The 15,889-nt window shown below is 60.8% G+C and carries 14 protein-coding genes; 6 read left to right on the top strand and 8 right to left on the bottom strand.

Going from position 1 to position 15,889, the window contains the following annotated elements:
* Window positions 1-74: 74 nt before the first annotated feature.
* Window positions 75-1,061 carry an NAD(P)/FAD-dependent oxidoreductase gene (locus MJP36_RS26225; RefSeq protein ID WP_104995467.1) on the bottom strand — a complete coding sequence of 329 codons (987 nt, stop codon included), beginning with the start codon at window positions 1,059-1,061 and terminating at the stop codon, window positions 75-77.
* 226 nt (window positions 1,062-1,287) lie between these two features.
* Between MJP36_RS26225 and MJP36_RS26220 the strand changes: the two genes are divergently transcribed.
* Both MJP36_RS26220 and hemH read left to right on the top strand, forming a co-directional pair.
* Entirely contained in the window at window positions 1,288-2,187 is a 900-nt protein-coding gene (locus tag MJP36_RS26220) for a TIGR01777 family oxidoreductase (RefSeq protein WP_244384387.1), read from the top strand.
* Between the two features lie 14 nt (window positions 2,188-2,201).
* Entirely contained in the window at window positions 2,202-3,224 is a 1,023-nt protein-coding gene (gene hemH, locus MJP36_RS26215) for a ferrochelatase (RefSeq protein WP_244384385.1), read from the top strand.
* A gap of 6 nt (window positions 3,225-3,230) precedes the next feature.
* On the opposite strand, the gene MJP36_RS26210 is transcribed toward hemH, so the two are convergent.
* The 3 genes from MJP36_RS26210 to algW all read right to left on the bottom strand — a co-directional run bounded on the left by MJP36_RS26210 (window position 3,231) and on the right by algW (window position 7,324).
* Complete coding sequence (locus MJP36_RS26210) at window positions 3,231-3,950, bottom strand: DUF4198 domain-containing protein (RefSeq protein ID WP_244384381.1); 720 nt, start codon at window positions 3,948-3,950, stop codon at window positions 3,231-3,233.
* A gap of 12 nt (window positions 3,951-3,962) precedes the next feature.
* A complete protein-coding gene (locus MJP36_RS26205; RefSeq protein ID WP_244384379.1) occupies window positions 3,963-6,059 on the bottom strand; it encodes a TonB-dependent siderophore receptor in 2,097 nt (698 codons plus the stop codon).
* A gap of 110 nt (window positions 6,060-6,169) precedes the next feature.
* Window positions 6,170-7,324 (bottom strand): Do family serine endopeptidase AlgW, encoded by a 1,155-nt coding sequence (gene algW, locus MJP36_RS26200; protein WP_104995472.1) that lies wholly within the window; start codon window positions 7,322-7,324, stop codon window positions 6,170-6,172.
* 103 nt (window positions 7,325-7,427) lie between these two features.
* Here algW and MJP36_RS26195 point away from each other — a divergent pair, with 103 nt between their 5' ends.
* The 3 genes from MJP36_RS26195 (at window position 7,428) to cysN (ending at window position 11,239) form a co-directional block, all read left to right on the top strand.
* Complete coding sequence (locus MJP36_RS26195; RefSeq protein ID WP_060754840.1) at window positions 7,428-8,186, top strand: Nif3-like dinuclear metal center hexameric protein; 759 nt, start codon at window positions 7,428-7,430, stop codon at window positions 8,184-8,186.
* A 227-nt stretch (window positions 8,187-8,413) separates the two neighbouring features.
* Window positions 8,414-9,331, top strand: a complete 918-nt coding sequence (gene cysD / locus MJP36_RS26190; RefSeq protein ID WP_060754841.1) for a sulfate adenylyltransferase subunit CysD — start codon at window positions 8,414-8,416, stop codon at window positions 9,329-9,331.
* Window positions 9,332-9,340: 9 nt separating this feature from the next.
* A complete protein-coding gene (gene cysN / locus MJP36_RS26185; RefSeq protein WP_161548302.1) occupies window positions 9,341-11,239 on the top strand; it encodes a sulfate adenylyltransferase subunit CysN in 1,899 nt (632 codons plus the stop codon).
* A 100-nt stretch (window positions 11,240-11,339) separates the two neighbouring features.
* Here the strand turns inward: cysN and MJP36_RS26180 are convergent, their stop codons facing one another.
* Genes MJP36_RS26180 through MJP36_RS26170 form a run of 3 tightly spaced genes read right to left on the bottom strand, consistent with a single transcriptional unit; the run spans window position 11,340 to window position 14,693 of the window.
* The gene (locus MJP36_RS26180; RefSeq protein WP_060754843.1) at window positions 11,340-12,239 is read right to left on the bottom strand and encodes an acyltransferase; all 900 of its coding nucleotides are present in this window, start codon (window positions 12,237-12,239) and stop codon (window positions 11,340-11,342) included.
* The gene (pta, locus tag MJP36_RS26175) at window positions 12,240-14,339 is read right to left on the bottom strand and encodes a phosphate acetyltransferase (protein ID WP_060754844.1); all 2,100 of its coding nucleotides are present in this window, start codon (window positions 14,337-14,339) and stop codon (window positions 12,240-12,242) included.
* A gap of 60 nt (window positions 14,340-14,399) precedes the next feature.
* Window positions 14,400-14,693, bottom strand: a complete 294-nt coding sequence (locus MJP36_RS26170) for a DUF3565 domain-containing protein (RefSeq protein WP_081087021.1) — start codon at window positions 14,691-14,693, stop codon at window positions 14,400-14,402.
* Between the two features lie 14 nt (window positions 14,694-14,707).
* Between MJP36_RS26170 and MJP36_RS26165 the strand changes: the two genes are divergently transcribed.
* Window positions 14,708-15,193, top strand: a complete 486-nt coding sequence (locus MJP36_RS26165) for an FKBP-type peptidyl-prolyl cis-trans isomerase (protein ID WP_060754845.1) — start codon at window positions 14,708-14,710, stop codon at window positions 15,191-15,193.
* Window positions 15,194-15,374: 181 nt separating this feature from the next.
* Here the strand turns inward: MJP36_RS26165 and rpsT are convergent, their stop codons facing one another.
* On the bottom strand, window positions 15,375-15,650 hold the full coding sequence (rpsT, locus tag MJP36_RS26160) for a 30S ribosomal protein S20 (protein ID WP_244384377.1): 276 nt from the start codon (window positions 15,648-15,650) through the stop codon (window positions 15,375-15,377).
* Between the last annotated feature and the right edge of the window lie 239 nt (window positions 15,651-15,889).

The following is a 15,889-nucleotide window of genomic DNA, read 5'->3' as shown; positions in this document are numbered from 1 at the left end:
GCTCGTACAACTACATTCATCATAGGTTTAATATTGTACAAATCAAATGTTTTGTACAATTTTTTAAGCGTGAACTACGCCATATGTTCGATCAGCCGTCGCGCTGCTTCCTGGCCACTGAGCCAAGCCCCTTCCACTCGACCCGACAGGCACCAGTCGCCGCATACGTACAGGCCCAGGTCAGCGTCGGCCAGTACGCCGAACTCATGGCTGCTGGACGGCCGGGCGTACAACCAGCGGTGCGCCACGCTGAACGACGGCGCGGGCATGGCACAGTGCAGCAGTTCAGCGAAGGCGCCGTGCAAGTGCTCGATCACAGCTTCCTTGGAGAGGTCCAGATGAGCTTTGCTCCAGGTGCTGGTGGCGTGCAGCACCCAGGTGTCGAGCGCGCTGTCGCGTCCCGGCTTGCTGCGATTGCGTGCCAGCCAGTCGAGAGGGCTGTCTTGGACGAAGCAGCCTTCCATGGGGGTATCCAGAGGCTGGTCGAACGCGAGGGCGATGGCCCAGGTCGGGTCCATTTTTACCCCGGCGGCGGCACTCGCCAGCTTGGGCGCGGCGGCCAGCAGAGCCGTTGCTTGAGGGGCCGGCGTGGCGATCACCACGTGGCTGAACGGGCCGTGATTGCCGCCGTCGGCGTCCAGCAGGTTCCAATGGTGTTCGCCTTGAAACACTTCGGTGATGCGGCAACCAAACTCGACCGGCAGGTCGTCGAGCAAGGCGCGGGTGATGGCGCTCATGCGCGGCGTACCCACCCAGCGGCTCTGTTCATCGGGGGAGGGGCTGAGCTGGCCGGACTTGAAGTTGTACAGCTGCGGTTTCCATTGTTCGGCCCAGCCATTGCTCTGCCAGCGCTGTACTTCGTTGACGAAACGTCGGTCGCGGGCGGTGAAGTATTGCGCGCCCATGTCCAGTGAGCCGGCATCGCTGCGCTTGCTGGACATGCGCCCGCCACTGCCACGGCTTTTATCGAAGAGTTGTACGGTGTGCCCCGCGTCTTGTAACGCTCGGGCGGCGGAGAGACCGGCGATGCCGGTGCCGATGATCGCGATGGGAACAGTCATGGAAGGCCTCGTTTACCGTTGGGTACAGCCTACGCCGACACTAATAGCTGTACAATATTGTTTTTTGGTATAAGTTTTGGCGTAACTGTTCTTACAACGTGACCTATGGTTAAAGCAGAGGCTTGGAACCCTGCGGTTCTAGGCCACGGCTACGCCCGATAACAAATGAACCCTGCTTATAAAATAGACCAGTGGCGGGCGGCAAACGTTACATGAGGAGCGTCTTATGCATATTTTGCTGACCGGCGGTACTGGTTTGATCGGTCGCCAACTCTGCCGCTATTGGCTCGCTCAAGGCCATCGCCTGACCGTGTGGAGTCGTGACCCGGAGCAGGTCGCCCGACTCTGTGGCGAGCAGGTGCTGGGTGTCGGCAGCCTGCAAGAGGTTATCGGCGCGGTGGACGCTGTCGTTAACCTGGCCGGCGCGCCGATTGCCGATCGCCCATGGACGAAGAAGCGCAAGACGCTGCTGTGGAGCAGCCGTATCAGCCTCACCGAAACCCTGGTGGCATGGATGGAAAGCCTCGAGCAGAAACCGGCCGTGTTGATTTCCGGTTCTGCGGTGGGCTGGTATGGCAATGGCGGCGAGCGCGAGCTGAGCGAGGCGAGCGGTCCGGTGCAGGATGATTTTCCCAGCCAACTGTGTATCGCCTGGGAAGAAACGGCACTGCGCGCCGAAGCATTGGGCCTGCGCGTGGTGCTGGTGCGCACCGGCCTGGTGCTGGCAGCCGAGGGCGGCTTTTTGTCGCGGCTGCTACTGCCGTTCAAGCTGGCGTTGGGCGGGCCGATCGGCGATGGTCGGCAGTGGATGCCGTGGGTCCATATCAAAGATCAAATCGCCCTGATTGATTTTCTTCTGCACAAGCCTGACGCCGGTGGTCCTTATAATGCCTGCGCCCCTCACCCGGTGCGTAACCGCGAGTTTGCCAAGACGCTGGGCCAGGTGCTGCACCGCCCCGCATTCATGCCGATGCCGGCCTTGGCGTTGAAGGTTGCTCTGGGCGAGTTGTCCGGGTTGTTGCTGGGCGGGCAGAAAGCCGTCCCCGAACGGCTGCTGGCCGCCGGTTTCACTTTTCAGTTCACTGATTTGCACGCGGCCCTGGAAGATATTTCCAGCCGCCTCTAGAGATAGGATGTTGCATGACGGATCACGCGTTGTTACTGGTCAACCTGGGCTCACCGGCGTCCACTTCGGTGGCCGATGTGCGCAGCTACCTCAATCAGTTCCTGATGGACCCCTACGTGATCGACCTGCCGTGGCCGGTGCGGCGTTTGCTGGTATCGCTGATCCTGATCAAGCGGCCCGAGCAATCGGCCCACGCCTATGCCTCGATCTGGTGGGAAGAAGGCTCCCCGCTGGTGGTGCTCAGCCGTCGCCTGCAGCAGCAGATGACTGCGCAATGGACCCAAGGCCCGGTCGAGCTGGCCATGCGGTATGGCGAGCCCTCGATTGAAAGCGTGCTGACCCGAATGGCCAGCCAAGGTATCCGCAACGTCACCCTGGCGCCGCTGTATCCGCAGTTTGCCGACAGCACCGTAACCACCGTGGTGGAAGAGGCGCGGCGTGTGGCGCGGGACAAAAAGCTCGACGTGCGCCTTGCCATCCTGCAGCCCTTCTACGACCAGCCCGAATACCTCGATGCCTTGGTCGCCAGTGCCAGGCCGCACCTGCAGCAGGACTACGATCACCTGCTGTTCAGTTTTCACGGCCTGCCGGAGCGGCACCTGAAGAAGCTCAACCCAAGCCATGCCTTTGATGGTGCTACGGACTGCTGTGCCAACGCGTCACCCGAAGTGCGGGCGACTTGTTACCGTGGCCAGTGCTTCAGTGTGGCGCGGGAGTTTGCCGCGCGCATGGGGCTGCCCGAAGACAAGTGGTCGGTGGCTTTTCAATCGCGGCTGGGCCGGGCGAAGTGGATCGAACCCTACACCGAGGCGCGCCTTGAGACCCTGGCTCAGCAGGGGGTTAAAAAGCTGCTGGTGATGTGCCCGGCGTTTGTTGCTGATTGCATCGAGACGCTGGAAGAGATCGGCGATCGCGGGTTGGAACAATTCCGCGAAGCGGGGGGCGAGGAGTTGGTGTTGGTGCCGTGCCTCAATGACGACCCGCAATGGGCAGTGGCGCTCAACACGTTGTGCGAAAGAGCGCCGTTGGACCTCTGAACACCCTCACTCGTGGTGAGGTTCGCCGAGGAACGTCAGCGAAGTGAATAACCCACGTGTCGCCACGTCGGGGTTGTCCTTGAGCGGCACGACCACCTGCGCGGCGATCACGTTCAAGCCCTCATTGCGCACCAGCACCTGGGCACGTCCGTCCTTATCGGTTTCGGTGCTCAAGGTGTTCGGTGCGTTGCGATAATCGCCCACCAGCTTGACCCCGGCCACCGGCTTGCCGTCGAGCAGCACTCGCACGGGCAATGATCGACCCGGGCCGACAGTCAGCGGGTCGGCTTCCGGCAGGATCAGCAACTTGAGCGCGTCCAGCTTGGGCAGCTTGGCGCCAGGTGTGTAGATCGCCAGGCTGTACTTGAAGGTCTGCGTCGACTCAATGGCTCCAGGCACCTGGGTACGCCCTTTGTTGATCCACTGTTTATCCGCCGTTTGCGACCACATGCCGTTATCCAGCGCCACTGCCAATACTGCCGGTGCCTTGAGCGGCTTGAGGCGTGCGTGATCGTCAAGGCGCTGCACAGTCACCGGGATCATTTTGCCGCTGGCGTCGTAGGCCCAGGCGCCGCTGATTTTCTGGGCCTTGAAAGCGTTGTCCTCGGCGCCATGGCCGTAGATCACTTCGATGTTGCCGCGACGTTCTTCGGTCCACAGGCCGTGTGCCGATACCTGAGTGGCGAACAGCAGGCCAACCAGGGCGAGGGGTTTGAGTGGGTGCATGATGGGGTCCTTTTACAAGTTGAGGGTCAAGCTCAGGGTCAGGTTGCGCGGCTCGCCGGGTGTGACCCAGTAGGTGCTGTAGGAGCGCTCGTAGTATTTTTCATCGAACAGGTTGTTGAGGTTCAGGCCCACGGTCACCTGCTCGCTGGCCTTGTAATGGGCCAGCAGGTCGACGGTGTGATAGGCCGGCAATTCGAAGTGGCTGCCCGCTTCCCCGGAGCGGTCACCGACATAGGTGAATGCCGCGCCCAGGTCCGAACCGCGCAGCGCGCCATCCTGGAATTCGTACACACCCAGCAGGCTGGCGCTGCGCTTGGCCACGCCGAGAATGCGGCTGCCGGTTGGAATGGCTTTGTCACCCTGGGTGACTTCGGCATCGATGTAGGCGAAGGCACCGATGACTCGTACGGCGTCGCTCACTTGCCCGCTGGCTTGCAGGTCAAAACCTCGGCTGCGGGCCTTGCCCATGGCGCGCTGGGTGTCGGTGGCCGGGTCCAGGGCCAGGACGTTTTCCTTGTCGATATGGAAAGCGGCCAGGGTGGTGCTGAGGCGGTCGTCGAACAGCTCGCTCTTGATACCCACTTCATAGCCCACGCCTTCTTCCGGCTTGAAGGATTTGCCGCCGGCATCCAGGCCATTGTTGGGTTTGAACGACGTAGAAGCGTTGGCAAACAGGCCGACTTGCGGTGTGAGTTGGTACAGCAGGCCGGCGCGCTGGGTCAGGGCGTCATGGGTTTGCCGGCTCTTGGCGTGATTACGCGTGAAGTCCTCGGTGCTTTGTTCCACATGCTCCAAGCGCGCGCCAAGCATGCCGCGCAGGCGTTCAGTGAAGACGATCTGATCCTGCAGGTTCAGCGCCTGGCTTTTGACCTGTTCATAGAAGTCTGTGCCGGAGCGCGTGCCGTTGGGTTTGGGCTGGCCATACACGGGGTGGAAGACGTCTATGGCGTAAGGGCTGCCGGCAATCGCGGTGACACGTTCCTTCTTGCGATAGTCCTCGTACTCGGTGCCGATCAGCAGTTCGTGTTGCCAACTGCCGATATCGAACCGGCCGCGCAGTTCCAGTTGGGTGATGCTGTCGTGCCACCCGGTGGAGCGCTCCCGGTAGCGGCGGTTGACGGTGTGGCCGTCGGCGTTCAGTGCTCGGCTTTCCGAGGCATCGCCCCACAGGCTGCCTTGTTTGTAATGGCTGGCCAGGCGCAATTGCCAGGTGTCGTCGAGGGTGTGTTCGATAGCGGCCTGGATCCGATTGTTGTGGTTGCGGATATTGCCGTCGTTGGGTTCGCCCAGGAATGTGGAGCGGGACATGCCGGTGTTGGCGACGATGCCGCGATCGAATGTCGAGCTGTGGCGTACGAATTCACTTTCTACCAGCAGGTGGGTGTCTGGCGTCAGTTGAAAGCTGAAGGACGGTGCGACAAACACCCGCTTTGCATCCACATGATCGCGGAAACTGTGGTTGTCCTCCACCGCCAGGTTGACCCGCGACAGTGCGTTGCCTTCGCTGTCCAGCGGCGTATTGACGTCTATGGCGGTACGGTAGCGGTCCCAACTGCCGGCGCTGGTTTGCAGGGTGGTGAAGGCATCCGGTTGGGGTTTCTTGGTGACGATGTTGACGGTGCCGCCCGGGTCCCCACGCCCATACAGGCTGGCAGCAGGGCCCTTGAGCACTTCAATGCGCTCGATATTGGCCGTGTCCGGTGTACTCGGGTAGCCGCGGTTGGCGCTAAAACCGTCCTGGTAGAACTCGGAGGTGGTGAAGCCTCGCACGCTGTATTCGTAGAGCGTCAGGCCGCCGAAGTTGTTTTGCTTGGACACGCCGCCTGCATATTCCAGGGCGCGTTCAACGCTGTGGCTGCCCAGGTCCTTGAGCACCGTGGCAGGAATCACGCTGATCGATTGGGGGATGTCGCGAATCGCGGTGTCAGTTTTGGTCGCGCTGGCGGAGCGCGTGGCGCGATAACCTTCAACCGGACCTGTGGCGGATTCATAGGCGTCGGTGGTGACGCTGATGGCATCCAATTCAACGGTATTGTCTTCGGCGTAGGCGGGGTCCAGCAGCAAACCCAAGGCCAGGCCGGCCAAGGGCACAAACTTTCGAGACGACATGGTAGAGCGTTCCAATAGCAATATTGAAACAATATAACATGTCTAATGAGAATGAATTGCTTTGAAACATCCGTTTACAGGTGCCCGCGAACGGGCACCTGCGATGTGACTTATCCCTCTTCCTTCATCGGCGCGGGCGGCGGGCGCAGGCCAATTTCCGCCGACAGGTTGATCTCTTTACCGTTGCGCATGACCTGGATCGTCACCTTCTCGGTCGGTTTGATCCGTGCCACCTGGTTCATCGACTTGCGGCCATCACCGGCCGGCTCGCCATCGATACTCAGGATCACATCGCCCAATTGCAGGCCGGCTTTCTGGGCCGGGCCGTCGCGGAAGATCCCCGCCACGACAATGCCGGGGCGACCGGTCAGGCCAAAGGATTCGGCCAGTTCCTTGGTCAACGGCTGGACTTCGATCCCCAGCCAGCCGCGAATCACCTGGCCGTGTTCGATGATCGACTTCATCACTTCCATCGCCAGTTTTACCGGGATCGCAAAACCGATGCCTTGGGAGCCGCCGGACTTGGAGAAAATCGCGGTGTTGATGCCGGTCAGGTTGCCATTGGCATCCACCAGCGCGCCGCCGGAGTTGCCCGGGTTGATCGCCGCGTCGGTCTGGATGAAGTCTTCGTAGCTGTTGAGCCCCAACTGGTTACGCCCGGTAGCGCTGATGATGCCCATGGTTACCGTCTGGCCAACGCCGAACGGGTTGCCGATGGCCAATGCCACATCACCCACGCGCAGCCCTTCCGAGCGGCCGATGGTGATCGAGGGCAGGCTCTTCAAATCGATCTTCAGCACCGCGAGGTCGGTTTCCGGGTCGCTGCCGACCACGCGGGCCAGGGTTTCACGGCCATCGCGCAGGGCCACGACGATCTGGTCGGCGCCGCTGGTCACGTGGTTATTGGTAAGGATGTAGCCTTCGGGGCTCATGATCACCCCGGAACCCAGGCTCGACTCCATGCGGCGCTGCTTGGGGTCGTTGTCACCGAAGTAACGGCGGAACTGCGGGTCTTCAAACAACGGATGCGCCGGCTTGTTGATGACCTTGGTGGTGTACAGGTTGACCACGGCAGGCGCGGCGATGACGACAGCGTCCGCATAAGTCACCGGGCCTTGCACCACCGAACTGGTTTGCGGCGCCTGCTGCAGGTTGACATCAAGGCTGGGCAAGCCCACCCACTGGGGATAACGCTGAATAATCAGCATCGCGATCAGCACGCCAGCCAACAATGGCCATCCAAAAAAACGCAGTGCCTTGAGCATCAAGTAAGTCCTGACAGGTTGCAGGGGGCGGGAGAGCGCCCATAATGTCGCGCATTATACGAGGCTGCGAGCGCCTCGGAACGGGATATTTAGGAGTCTTTATATGGCCGTCCCCCTTACCACCCTCGTCGAGGAAGCGGACCGCTACCTTGCCAGCGCAAAAATTGCCGATTACTGCCCCAATGGCCTGCAGGTGGAGGGTCGCCCGCAAGTGCGGCGCATCGTCAGTGGCGTGACCGCAAGCCAAGCCCTGTTGGATGCTGCCGTCGAAGCCGAGGCTGACTTGGTGCTGGTGCATCACGGGTATTTCTGGAAGGGTGAGAACCCGTGCATCACCGGCATGAAGCAGCGCCGCCTGAAAACCCTGCTCAAACACGACATCAGCTTGCTCGCCTACCATCTGCCGCTGGACCTGCACCCGGATGTGGGCAACAACGTGCAGCTTGCCCGCCAACTCGACATCACCGTCGAAGGCCCGCTGGACCCGAGCAACCCCAAGGTCGTCGGTCTGGTCGGTTCCCTCGTCGAGCCCTTGTCGCCCCGTGATTTCGCGCGCCGTGTGCAGGACGCCATGGGTCGCGAGCCGCTGCTGATCGAAGGCAGTGAAATGATCCGCCGTGTCGGCTGGTGTACCGGCGGTGGCCAGGGCTATATCGACCAGGCGATTGCTGCGGGTGTCGACCTGTACCTGAGTGGCGAAGCGTCCGAGCAGACCTTCCACAGTGCGCGGGAAAACAACATCAGCTTCATCGCCGCCGGCCATCACGCCACCGAGCGCTACGGGGTGCAGGCGTTGGGTGATTACCTGGCGCGGCGGTTCGCCCTGGAACATTTGTTCATTGACTGCCCGAACCCGATTTGAGTCATGCGACGGGGGGCTTGCCGGTGCTGGCAGTGTGTCAGTCTGAGAAGGGTGGCTGAGCCGCCGCTATCGGGAGCAAGCCCCCTCCCACATGCCAAACCTGGGGGTATATTCATATACCGTTTCGATCTAGTTGGCGCCCTGAATAGAAGAAGGTGCTGTGCTAGCATGCCTGGCTCGAACACGGCCCGCTGGCCGTCCATAAGATCGTTTTTCCGTGAGTAACCATGGTCGACAAACTGACGCATCTGAAACAGCTGGAGGCGGAAAGCATCCACATCATCCGCGAGGTCGCCGCCGAGTTCGACAACCCGGTGATGCTCTACTCGATCGGTAAAGACTCCGCCGTGATGCTGCATCTGGCGCGCAAGGCGTTCTTTCCGGGCAAGCTGCCGTTCCCGGTGATGCACGTCGACACCCGCTGGAAATTCCAGGAGATGTACAAGTTCCGCGACCAAATGGTCCAAGAGCTTGGCCTGGAACTTATCACCCACGTCAACCCGGATGGCGTGGCGCAGGGCATCAACCCATTCACCCACGGTAGCGCCAAGCACACCGACATCATGAAGACCGAGGGCCTCAAGCAGGCCCTGGACAAGCATGGTTTCGACGCAGCCTTTGGCGGTGCCCGTCGCGATGAAGAGAAATCCCGCGCCAAAGAGCGCGTGTACTCGTTCCGCGACAGCAAACACCGCTGGGACCCGAAGAACCAGCGCCCCGAGCTGTGGAACGTCTACAACGGCAACGTCAACAAGGGCGAGTCGATCCGTGTGTTCCCGCTGTCCAACTGGACCGAACTGGACATCTGGCAGTACATCTACCTGGAAGGCATCCCGATCGTGCCGCTGTATTTCGCCGCCGAACGCGATGTGATCGAGAAGAACGGCACGTTGATCATGATCGACGATGACCGCATCCTTGAGCACCTCTCCGACGAAGAAAAAGCGCGAATCGTCAAAAAGAAAGTACGTTTCCGTACCCTTGGCTGCTACCCGTTGACGGGCGCGGTGGAGTCCGAAGCCGAGACGCTGACGGACATCATTCAGGAAATGCTCCTGACGCGAACTTCCGAGCGCCAGGGCCGTGTCATCGACCACGATGGTGCCGGCTCGATGGAAGACAAAAAACGTCAAGGTTATTTCTAAGGGGCTGTCATGTCGCATCAATCTGATTTGATCAGCGAGGACATCCTCGCCTACCTGGGCCAGCACGAGCGCAAGGAAATGTTGCGCTTCCTGACCTGCGGCAACGTCGACGACGGCAAGAGCACCCTGATCGGGCGCCTGCTGCACGACTCCAAGATGATCTACGAAGATCACCTGGAAGCCATCACTCGCGATTCGAAGAAAGTCGGCACCACCGGTGACGACATCGACCTGGCCTTGCTGGTCGACGGCTTGCAGGCTGAGCGTGAGCAGGGCATCACCATCGATGTTGCCTACCGCTATTTCTCCACCGCCAAGCGCAAATTCATCATCGCCGACACTCCCGGCCATGAGCAGTACACCCGCAACATGGCCACCGGTGCATCCACCTGTGACCTGGCGATCATTCTGATCGATGCGCGCTACGGCGTGCAGACCCAGACCCGTCGCCACAGCTTTATCGCCTCGTTGCTGGGGATCAAACACATCGTGGTGGCCGTCAACAAGATGGACATCAATGGCTTTGACCAAAGTGTATTCGAGCAGATCAAGGCCGATTACCTGAAGTTCGCCGAGGGTATCGCCTTCAAGCCGAGCACCCTGGCATTTGTGCCGATGTCTGCGCTCAAGGGCGACAACGTGGTGAACAAGAGCGAGCGCTCGCCCTGGTACACCGGCCAGTCGCTGATGGAGATCCTCGAAACCGTCGAGATCGCCAACGACCGCAACTACACCGATTTACGTTTCCCGGTGCAGTACGTCAACCGTCCGAACCTGAACTTCCGTGGTTTTGCCGGCACCCTGGCCAGCGGCATCGTGCATAAGGGCGACGAAGTGGTGGTGCTGCCTTCGGGCAAGAGCAGCCGCGTCAAATCCATCGTCACCTTCGAAGGCGAGCTGGAGCACGCAGGCCCGGGCCAGGCCGTGACCCTGACCATGGAAGACGAGATCGACATCTCCCGTGGCGACCTGCTGGTACATGCCGACAACGTGCCGCAAGTGACCGACGCCTTCGACGCCATGCTGGTCTGGATGGCTGAAGAGCCGATGCTGCCGGGCAAGAAATACGACATCAAGCGCGCCACCAGCTATGTGCCGGGTTCCATCACCAGCATCGTGCACCGCGTGGACGTGAACACCCTGGCCGAAGGCCCGGCGAGTTCGCTGCAACTCAATGAGATTGGCCGGGTCAAGGTCAGCCTCGACGCCGCCATTGCCCTGGACGGCTACGACAGCAACCGCACCACGGGTGCGTTTATCGTCATCGACCGTTTGACCAATGGCACCGTGGCTGCCGGCATGATCATCGCGCCGCCGGTGGGGCATGGTGGTGCGGCGCAGCACGGCAAATTGGCGCATGTGTCCACCGAAGAGCGTGCGTTGCGCTTCGGCCAACAGCCGGCCACCGTGTTGTTCAGCGGCCTGTCGGGCGCCGGCAAAAGCACCTTGGCCTACGCGGTTGAGCGCAAGCTGTTCGACATGGGGCGTGCAGTGTTCGTGCTGGATGGCCAGAACCTGCGTCACGACCTGAACAAAGGGCTGCCGCAGGACCGTGCCGGTCGCACTGAAAATTGGCGGCGTGCCGCCCACGTGGCGCGCCAGTTCAACGAGGCCGGCCTGCTGACCCTGGCCGCGTTCGTTGCGCCGGATGCCGAAGGCCGTGAACAGGCCAAGGCGCTGATCGGCGCCGACCGCCTGCTGACCGTCTATGTGCAAGCGTCGCCGCTGGTGTGCGCCGAGCGTGATCCGCAAGGTTTGTACGCTGCCGGTGGGGATAATATCCCTGGCGAATCCTTCCCGTATGACGTGCCGTTGAACGCCGATCTGGTGATCGACACCCAGGCCCTGTCGCTGGAAGAGAGCGTCAAGCAAGTGCTGGAGCTGTTGCGTCAGCGCGGCGCGATCTAAAAATGTGGGAGGGGGCTTGCTCCCGATAGCGGTACATCAGCCATTACCATTTGTGGCTGATCCACAGCTATCGGGAGCAAGCCCCCTGCCACAGGTTTGATTACCTTTTGCCTGGGTGCTCTGTGTGCAGCTTGTCCAGCAGCGCATCCTTGTCCTTCCAGAGTTGGTTGATCCAGCCCTGGAATGCGGTTCGATACTCCTCATCCTGCTCATAATTCCTGCCGATGAATGCGGCCGGGATTTGCACCTCTTCAAACTGCACAACAACGTCCTGCACATTCCCGCACAGCAAATCCCAGTACCCCGGGCGGCCGGCCGGGTAGTGGATGGTCACATTGACCAACGACTTCAACTGCTCGCCCATCGCATCCAGCACAAACGCAATCCCACCGGCTTTAGGCTTGAGCAGGTAGCGAAAGGGTGAATTCTGCTGCGCGTGCTTGCCAGGGGTAAACCGTGTGCCTTCGGCAAAGTTGAAGATGCCCACAGGGTTGTCACGAAACTTCGCGCAAGTCTTGCGGGTGGTTTCCAGGTCTTTGCCTTTCTTCTCCGGGTGCTTTTCCAGGTAAGCCTTGGTGTAGCGCTTCATGAACGGGAAGCCCAACGCCCACCACGCCAGGCCAATCACCGGTACCCAGATCAGCTCCTGCTTGAGGAAAAATTTCAACGGGCGAATCCGCCGGTTGAGCACGTATTGCAACACCATGATGTCGACCCAGCTCTGGTGGTTGCTGGTCACCAGGTAGGAGTGTTGGTAGTCCAGGCCCTCAAGGCCGGACAGGTGCCAGCGTGTACGCTGCACCAGGTTCATCCAGCCTTTGTTGTTGGTGACCCAGGCTTCATGGGTGTGGTTCATCAGCCACTCACTGAAGCGCTTGGCAAACGGCAGCGCCTTGAACAGGGCCACGATAAACAGGAACGAACACAGCAGGATCGTGTTCAACGCCAGCAGCAGCGAAGCAATGACCCCGCGCACGGCGGCAGGTAGAAAATCCAGCATTTAAATATCCATGGGGCGGTTGGCGGCTTGGATCGCAGTCAGTGCGATGGTGTACACGATGTCGTCGACTTGAGCGCCGCGTGGCAGGTCGTTCACCGGTTTGCGCAAGCCCTGGAGCATCGGCCCCAGGCTCACACAGTCGGCGCTGCGCTGCACGGCCTTGTGCGTGGTGTTGCCGGTGTTCAGGTCCGGGAACACGAAGACGGTGGCTTTACCGGCGACCTGGCTATTGGGCGCCAGCTGCCGAGCGACGGTTTCGTTGGCGGCGGCGTCGTACTGCAACGGGCCATCGATCAGCAGCGAGCTTTGCTGTTCGTGGGCGAGCAGGGTGGCCTCGCGGACTTTTTCCACCTCCTCGCCGCTGGCTGAATCACCGCTGGAGTAGCTGATCATCGCCACGCGCGGGGTGATGCCGAACGCGGCGGCCGAGTCGGCGCTTTGCAGCGCGATCTCGGCCAGTTCGGCCGCGCTCGGGTGCGGGTTCATGACGCAGTCGCCGTACACCAGCACCTGTTCGGGGAACAGCATGAAGAATACCGACGACACCAGCGTGCAGCCCGGCGCGGTCTTAATCAGCTGCAGGGCCGGGCGGATGGTATTGGCGGTGGAATGAATGACGCCGGACACCAGGCCGTCCACTTCATCCAGCGCGAGCATCATGGTGGCGATCACCACGTTGTCTTCCAGTTGCTGCTCGGCCATCGGCGCGTTGAGGCTCTTGCTCTTGCGTAGCGCAACCATGGGTTCGACGTAGCGCTGGCGAATCAGGTCCGGGTCGAGAATCTCCAGGCCCTCGGGCAATTCGATACCCTGGGCGCGGGCGACGGCCTCCACATCCGAAGGCTTGGCCAGCAGCACACAGCGCGCTATGCCGCGGGCCTGGCAGATGGCGGCTGCTTGTACGGTCAGCGGTTCGCTGCCCTCGGGCAACACGATGCGCTTGTTGGCGGTCTGGGCGCGTTGGATCAGCTGATAACGGAACACCGCCGGCGACAGGCGCATTTCCCGTGGCGTACCGCAACGTTGGTGCAGCCAGCGTGCATCCAGGTGGCTGGCGACGAAATCGGTGATGATCTCGGCGCGCTCGCGATCGTCGATCGGGATTTCCTTGTTGAGGCTGTTGAGCAGGTTCGCCGTGTCGTAGGAACCGGTGCTTACCGACAGCACCGGCAGCCCGGCCTGGAGCGCGCCACGGCACAAATCCATGATGCGCGGGTCGGGCAGGGTGTCGCTGGTCAGCAGCAGCCCGGCCAGGGGCACGCCGTTGATCGCCGCGAGGCTGACGGCGAGGATGATGTCGTCGCGATCACCTGGCGTCACCACCAGCACGCCAGGCTTGAGCAGTTCCACAGTGTTGCGCATGGTGCGCGCGCAGATGATGATTTTGGTCATGCGCCGGCTTTCATAGTCGCCGGCGTTGAGGATCTGCGCGCCCATCAGGTCGGCGACGTCGCGGGTGCGCGGAGCGTTGAGCTCGGGCTGGTAGGGGATGCAGCCGAGCAGGCGGAAATCCCCACTGCGCAGTAACGGCGAATGTTCTTTCAGGCGCGCCGAGAAGGCTTCCATGCTTTCGTCGGTGCGCACTTTGTTGAGGATCACGCCCAGTACCTTCGGATCTTTCGGGCCGCCGAACAGTTGCGCCTGCAATTCGACCCGGCCGGAAAGCTCGGTGAGTACTTCGTTCTCCGGGGCGGACACGAGGATCACCTCGGCATCGAGGCTTTTGGCCAGGTGCAGGTTGACTCGCGCCGCGTAGCTCGCGCTGCGGGTCGGCACCATGCCTTCGACGATCAACACGTCCTTGCCCACGGCGGCTTGCTGATACAGGGTGATGATTTCCTCGAGCAGCTCATCGAGCTGGCCGTCGCCAAGCATGCGCTCAACGTGGGCCAGGCCCAGGGGTTGGGGTGGTTTCAGGCCGTGGGTGCGCGCCACCAGTTCGGTGGAGCGCTCGGGGCCTGTGTCGCCAGGGTGCGGCTGGGCAATCGGTTTGAAGAAGCCGACTTTCAATCCGGCTCGCTCAAGGGTACGCACCAGCCCGAGGCTGATGGAGGTCAGACCCACACCAAAATCGGTGGGCGCGATAAAAAAAGTCTGCATGCGAATTCTCTGGAGGTGCATGGCTTCGGTGGTGCTCTATGGTTGAGCACCTGCCGGGAATCAGGCATCAAGATTATCGTTATTCGACCCTTGCGCACACCAGCCGCAGGCAAAGGGTTGGCCTATTTTTTCAAGGCGTTGCGTGGTATCGAGTACCCAGCCTCGGGACTGCCAGGGTGGCTGGTGCCGCAGGTGCTGGGTGTGGCCGCAGGAGAGCTCGGCGACCCAATGCTGATCGTCATCCTGGTGGAACCCGATGATGAGGGATACCGTTGGTCGGTCCCGTTGGTCCGGGTTCTGTTCGCTTTCGGGCAAATCCTTGTTTAGACTTGTCCGTTCTTCATTCTTATGCAAAAGGTCTCGCCCCCATGACGATCGCCGCTAACAAGGCTGTCTCCATCGACTATACCCTGACCAACGACGCTGGTGAGGTCATCGACAGCTCAGCCGGCGGCGCGCCGCTGGTCTACCTGCAAGGCGCAGGCAACATCATCCCGGGCCTGGAGAAGGCCCTGGAAGGCAAGAGCGTCGGCGATGAGCTGACCGTTGCCGTTGAACCTGAAGATGCCTACGGCGAATACTCCGCCGAACTGGTCAGCACCCTGAGCCGCAGCATGTTCGAAGGTGTCGACGAGCTGGAGGTGGGCATGCAGTTCCACGCTTCCGCACCGGACGGCCAAATGCAGATCGTCACCATCCGCGATCTGGATGGCGATGACGTGACTGTCGACGGTAACCACCCTCTGGCTGGCCAGCGCCTGAACTTCAAAGTGAAGATCGTTGCCATCCGCGACGCCTCCCAGGAAGAAGTGGCTCACGGTCACGTGCACGGTGAAGGCGGTCATCACCACTGATTGATGCATTGATCGGCTGGTAGCAAAAACGCCCCGACTGGTTCGGGGCGTTTTTTTGCCTGCATTTCATGGTGGGCGGGTTTCTATGATTTTCAGGCACAAACAAAAATGCCCCGGACCTTTCGGTACGGGGCATTTCTTAACTGTTACGCCGGTAAACCAGCGTTGCAGTTGTTACCACTTAGGCAGCAGCGACGTTCAGAGCCTTGATGTGGCCATTCAGGCGGCTCTTGTGACGAGCGGCTTTGTTCTTGTGGATGATGCCTTTATCGGCCATACGGTCGATAACAGGCACAGCCAGAACGTAAGCAGCTTGAGCTTTTGCAGCGTCTTTGGTGTCGATGGCTTTAACTACATTCTTGATGTAGGTACGAACCATGGAACGCAGGCTGGCGTTGTGGCTGCGACGCTTCTCAGCCTGTTTTGCACGTTTTTTGGCGGAAGGTGTGTTGGCCACCGTCGAGCTCCTCGAAAGACTTTTTAGGAAATAGCAAACAAAATAGGCCGCGAATCATGCCGATGACTTGTTGGGTTGTCAAGGGCGGCTGATGCGAACTGCTGAGTGGTCGATCTGAAGAGGCGGGTGATTTATTTCCGGCGCTTGACCTGTAAACTCGCGAGCTTTGGCTCTGTGCTGTTGCAGGCGCGCAGTATCGCATAAGTGGGCGCTTTGTTCGCCTGCTGTTTATCTATAGG

The sequence above is a fragment of the Pseudomonas palleroniana genome, assembly GCF_022836895.1.
In the GTDB taxonomy this organism is placed as follows: domain Bacteria; phylum Pseudomonadota; class Gammaproteobacteria; order Pseudomonadales; family Pseudomonadaceae; genus Aquipseudomonas; species Aquipseudomonas palleroniana.
Note: the sequence above shows the minus strand (reverse complement) of the source record. Positions and strands in the feature narration are given on the sequence as shown.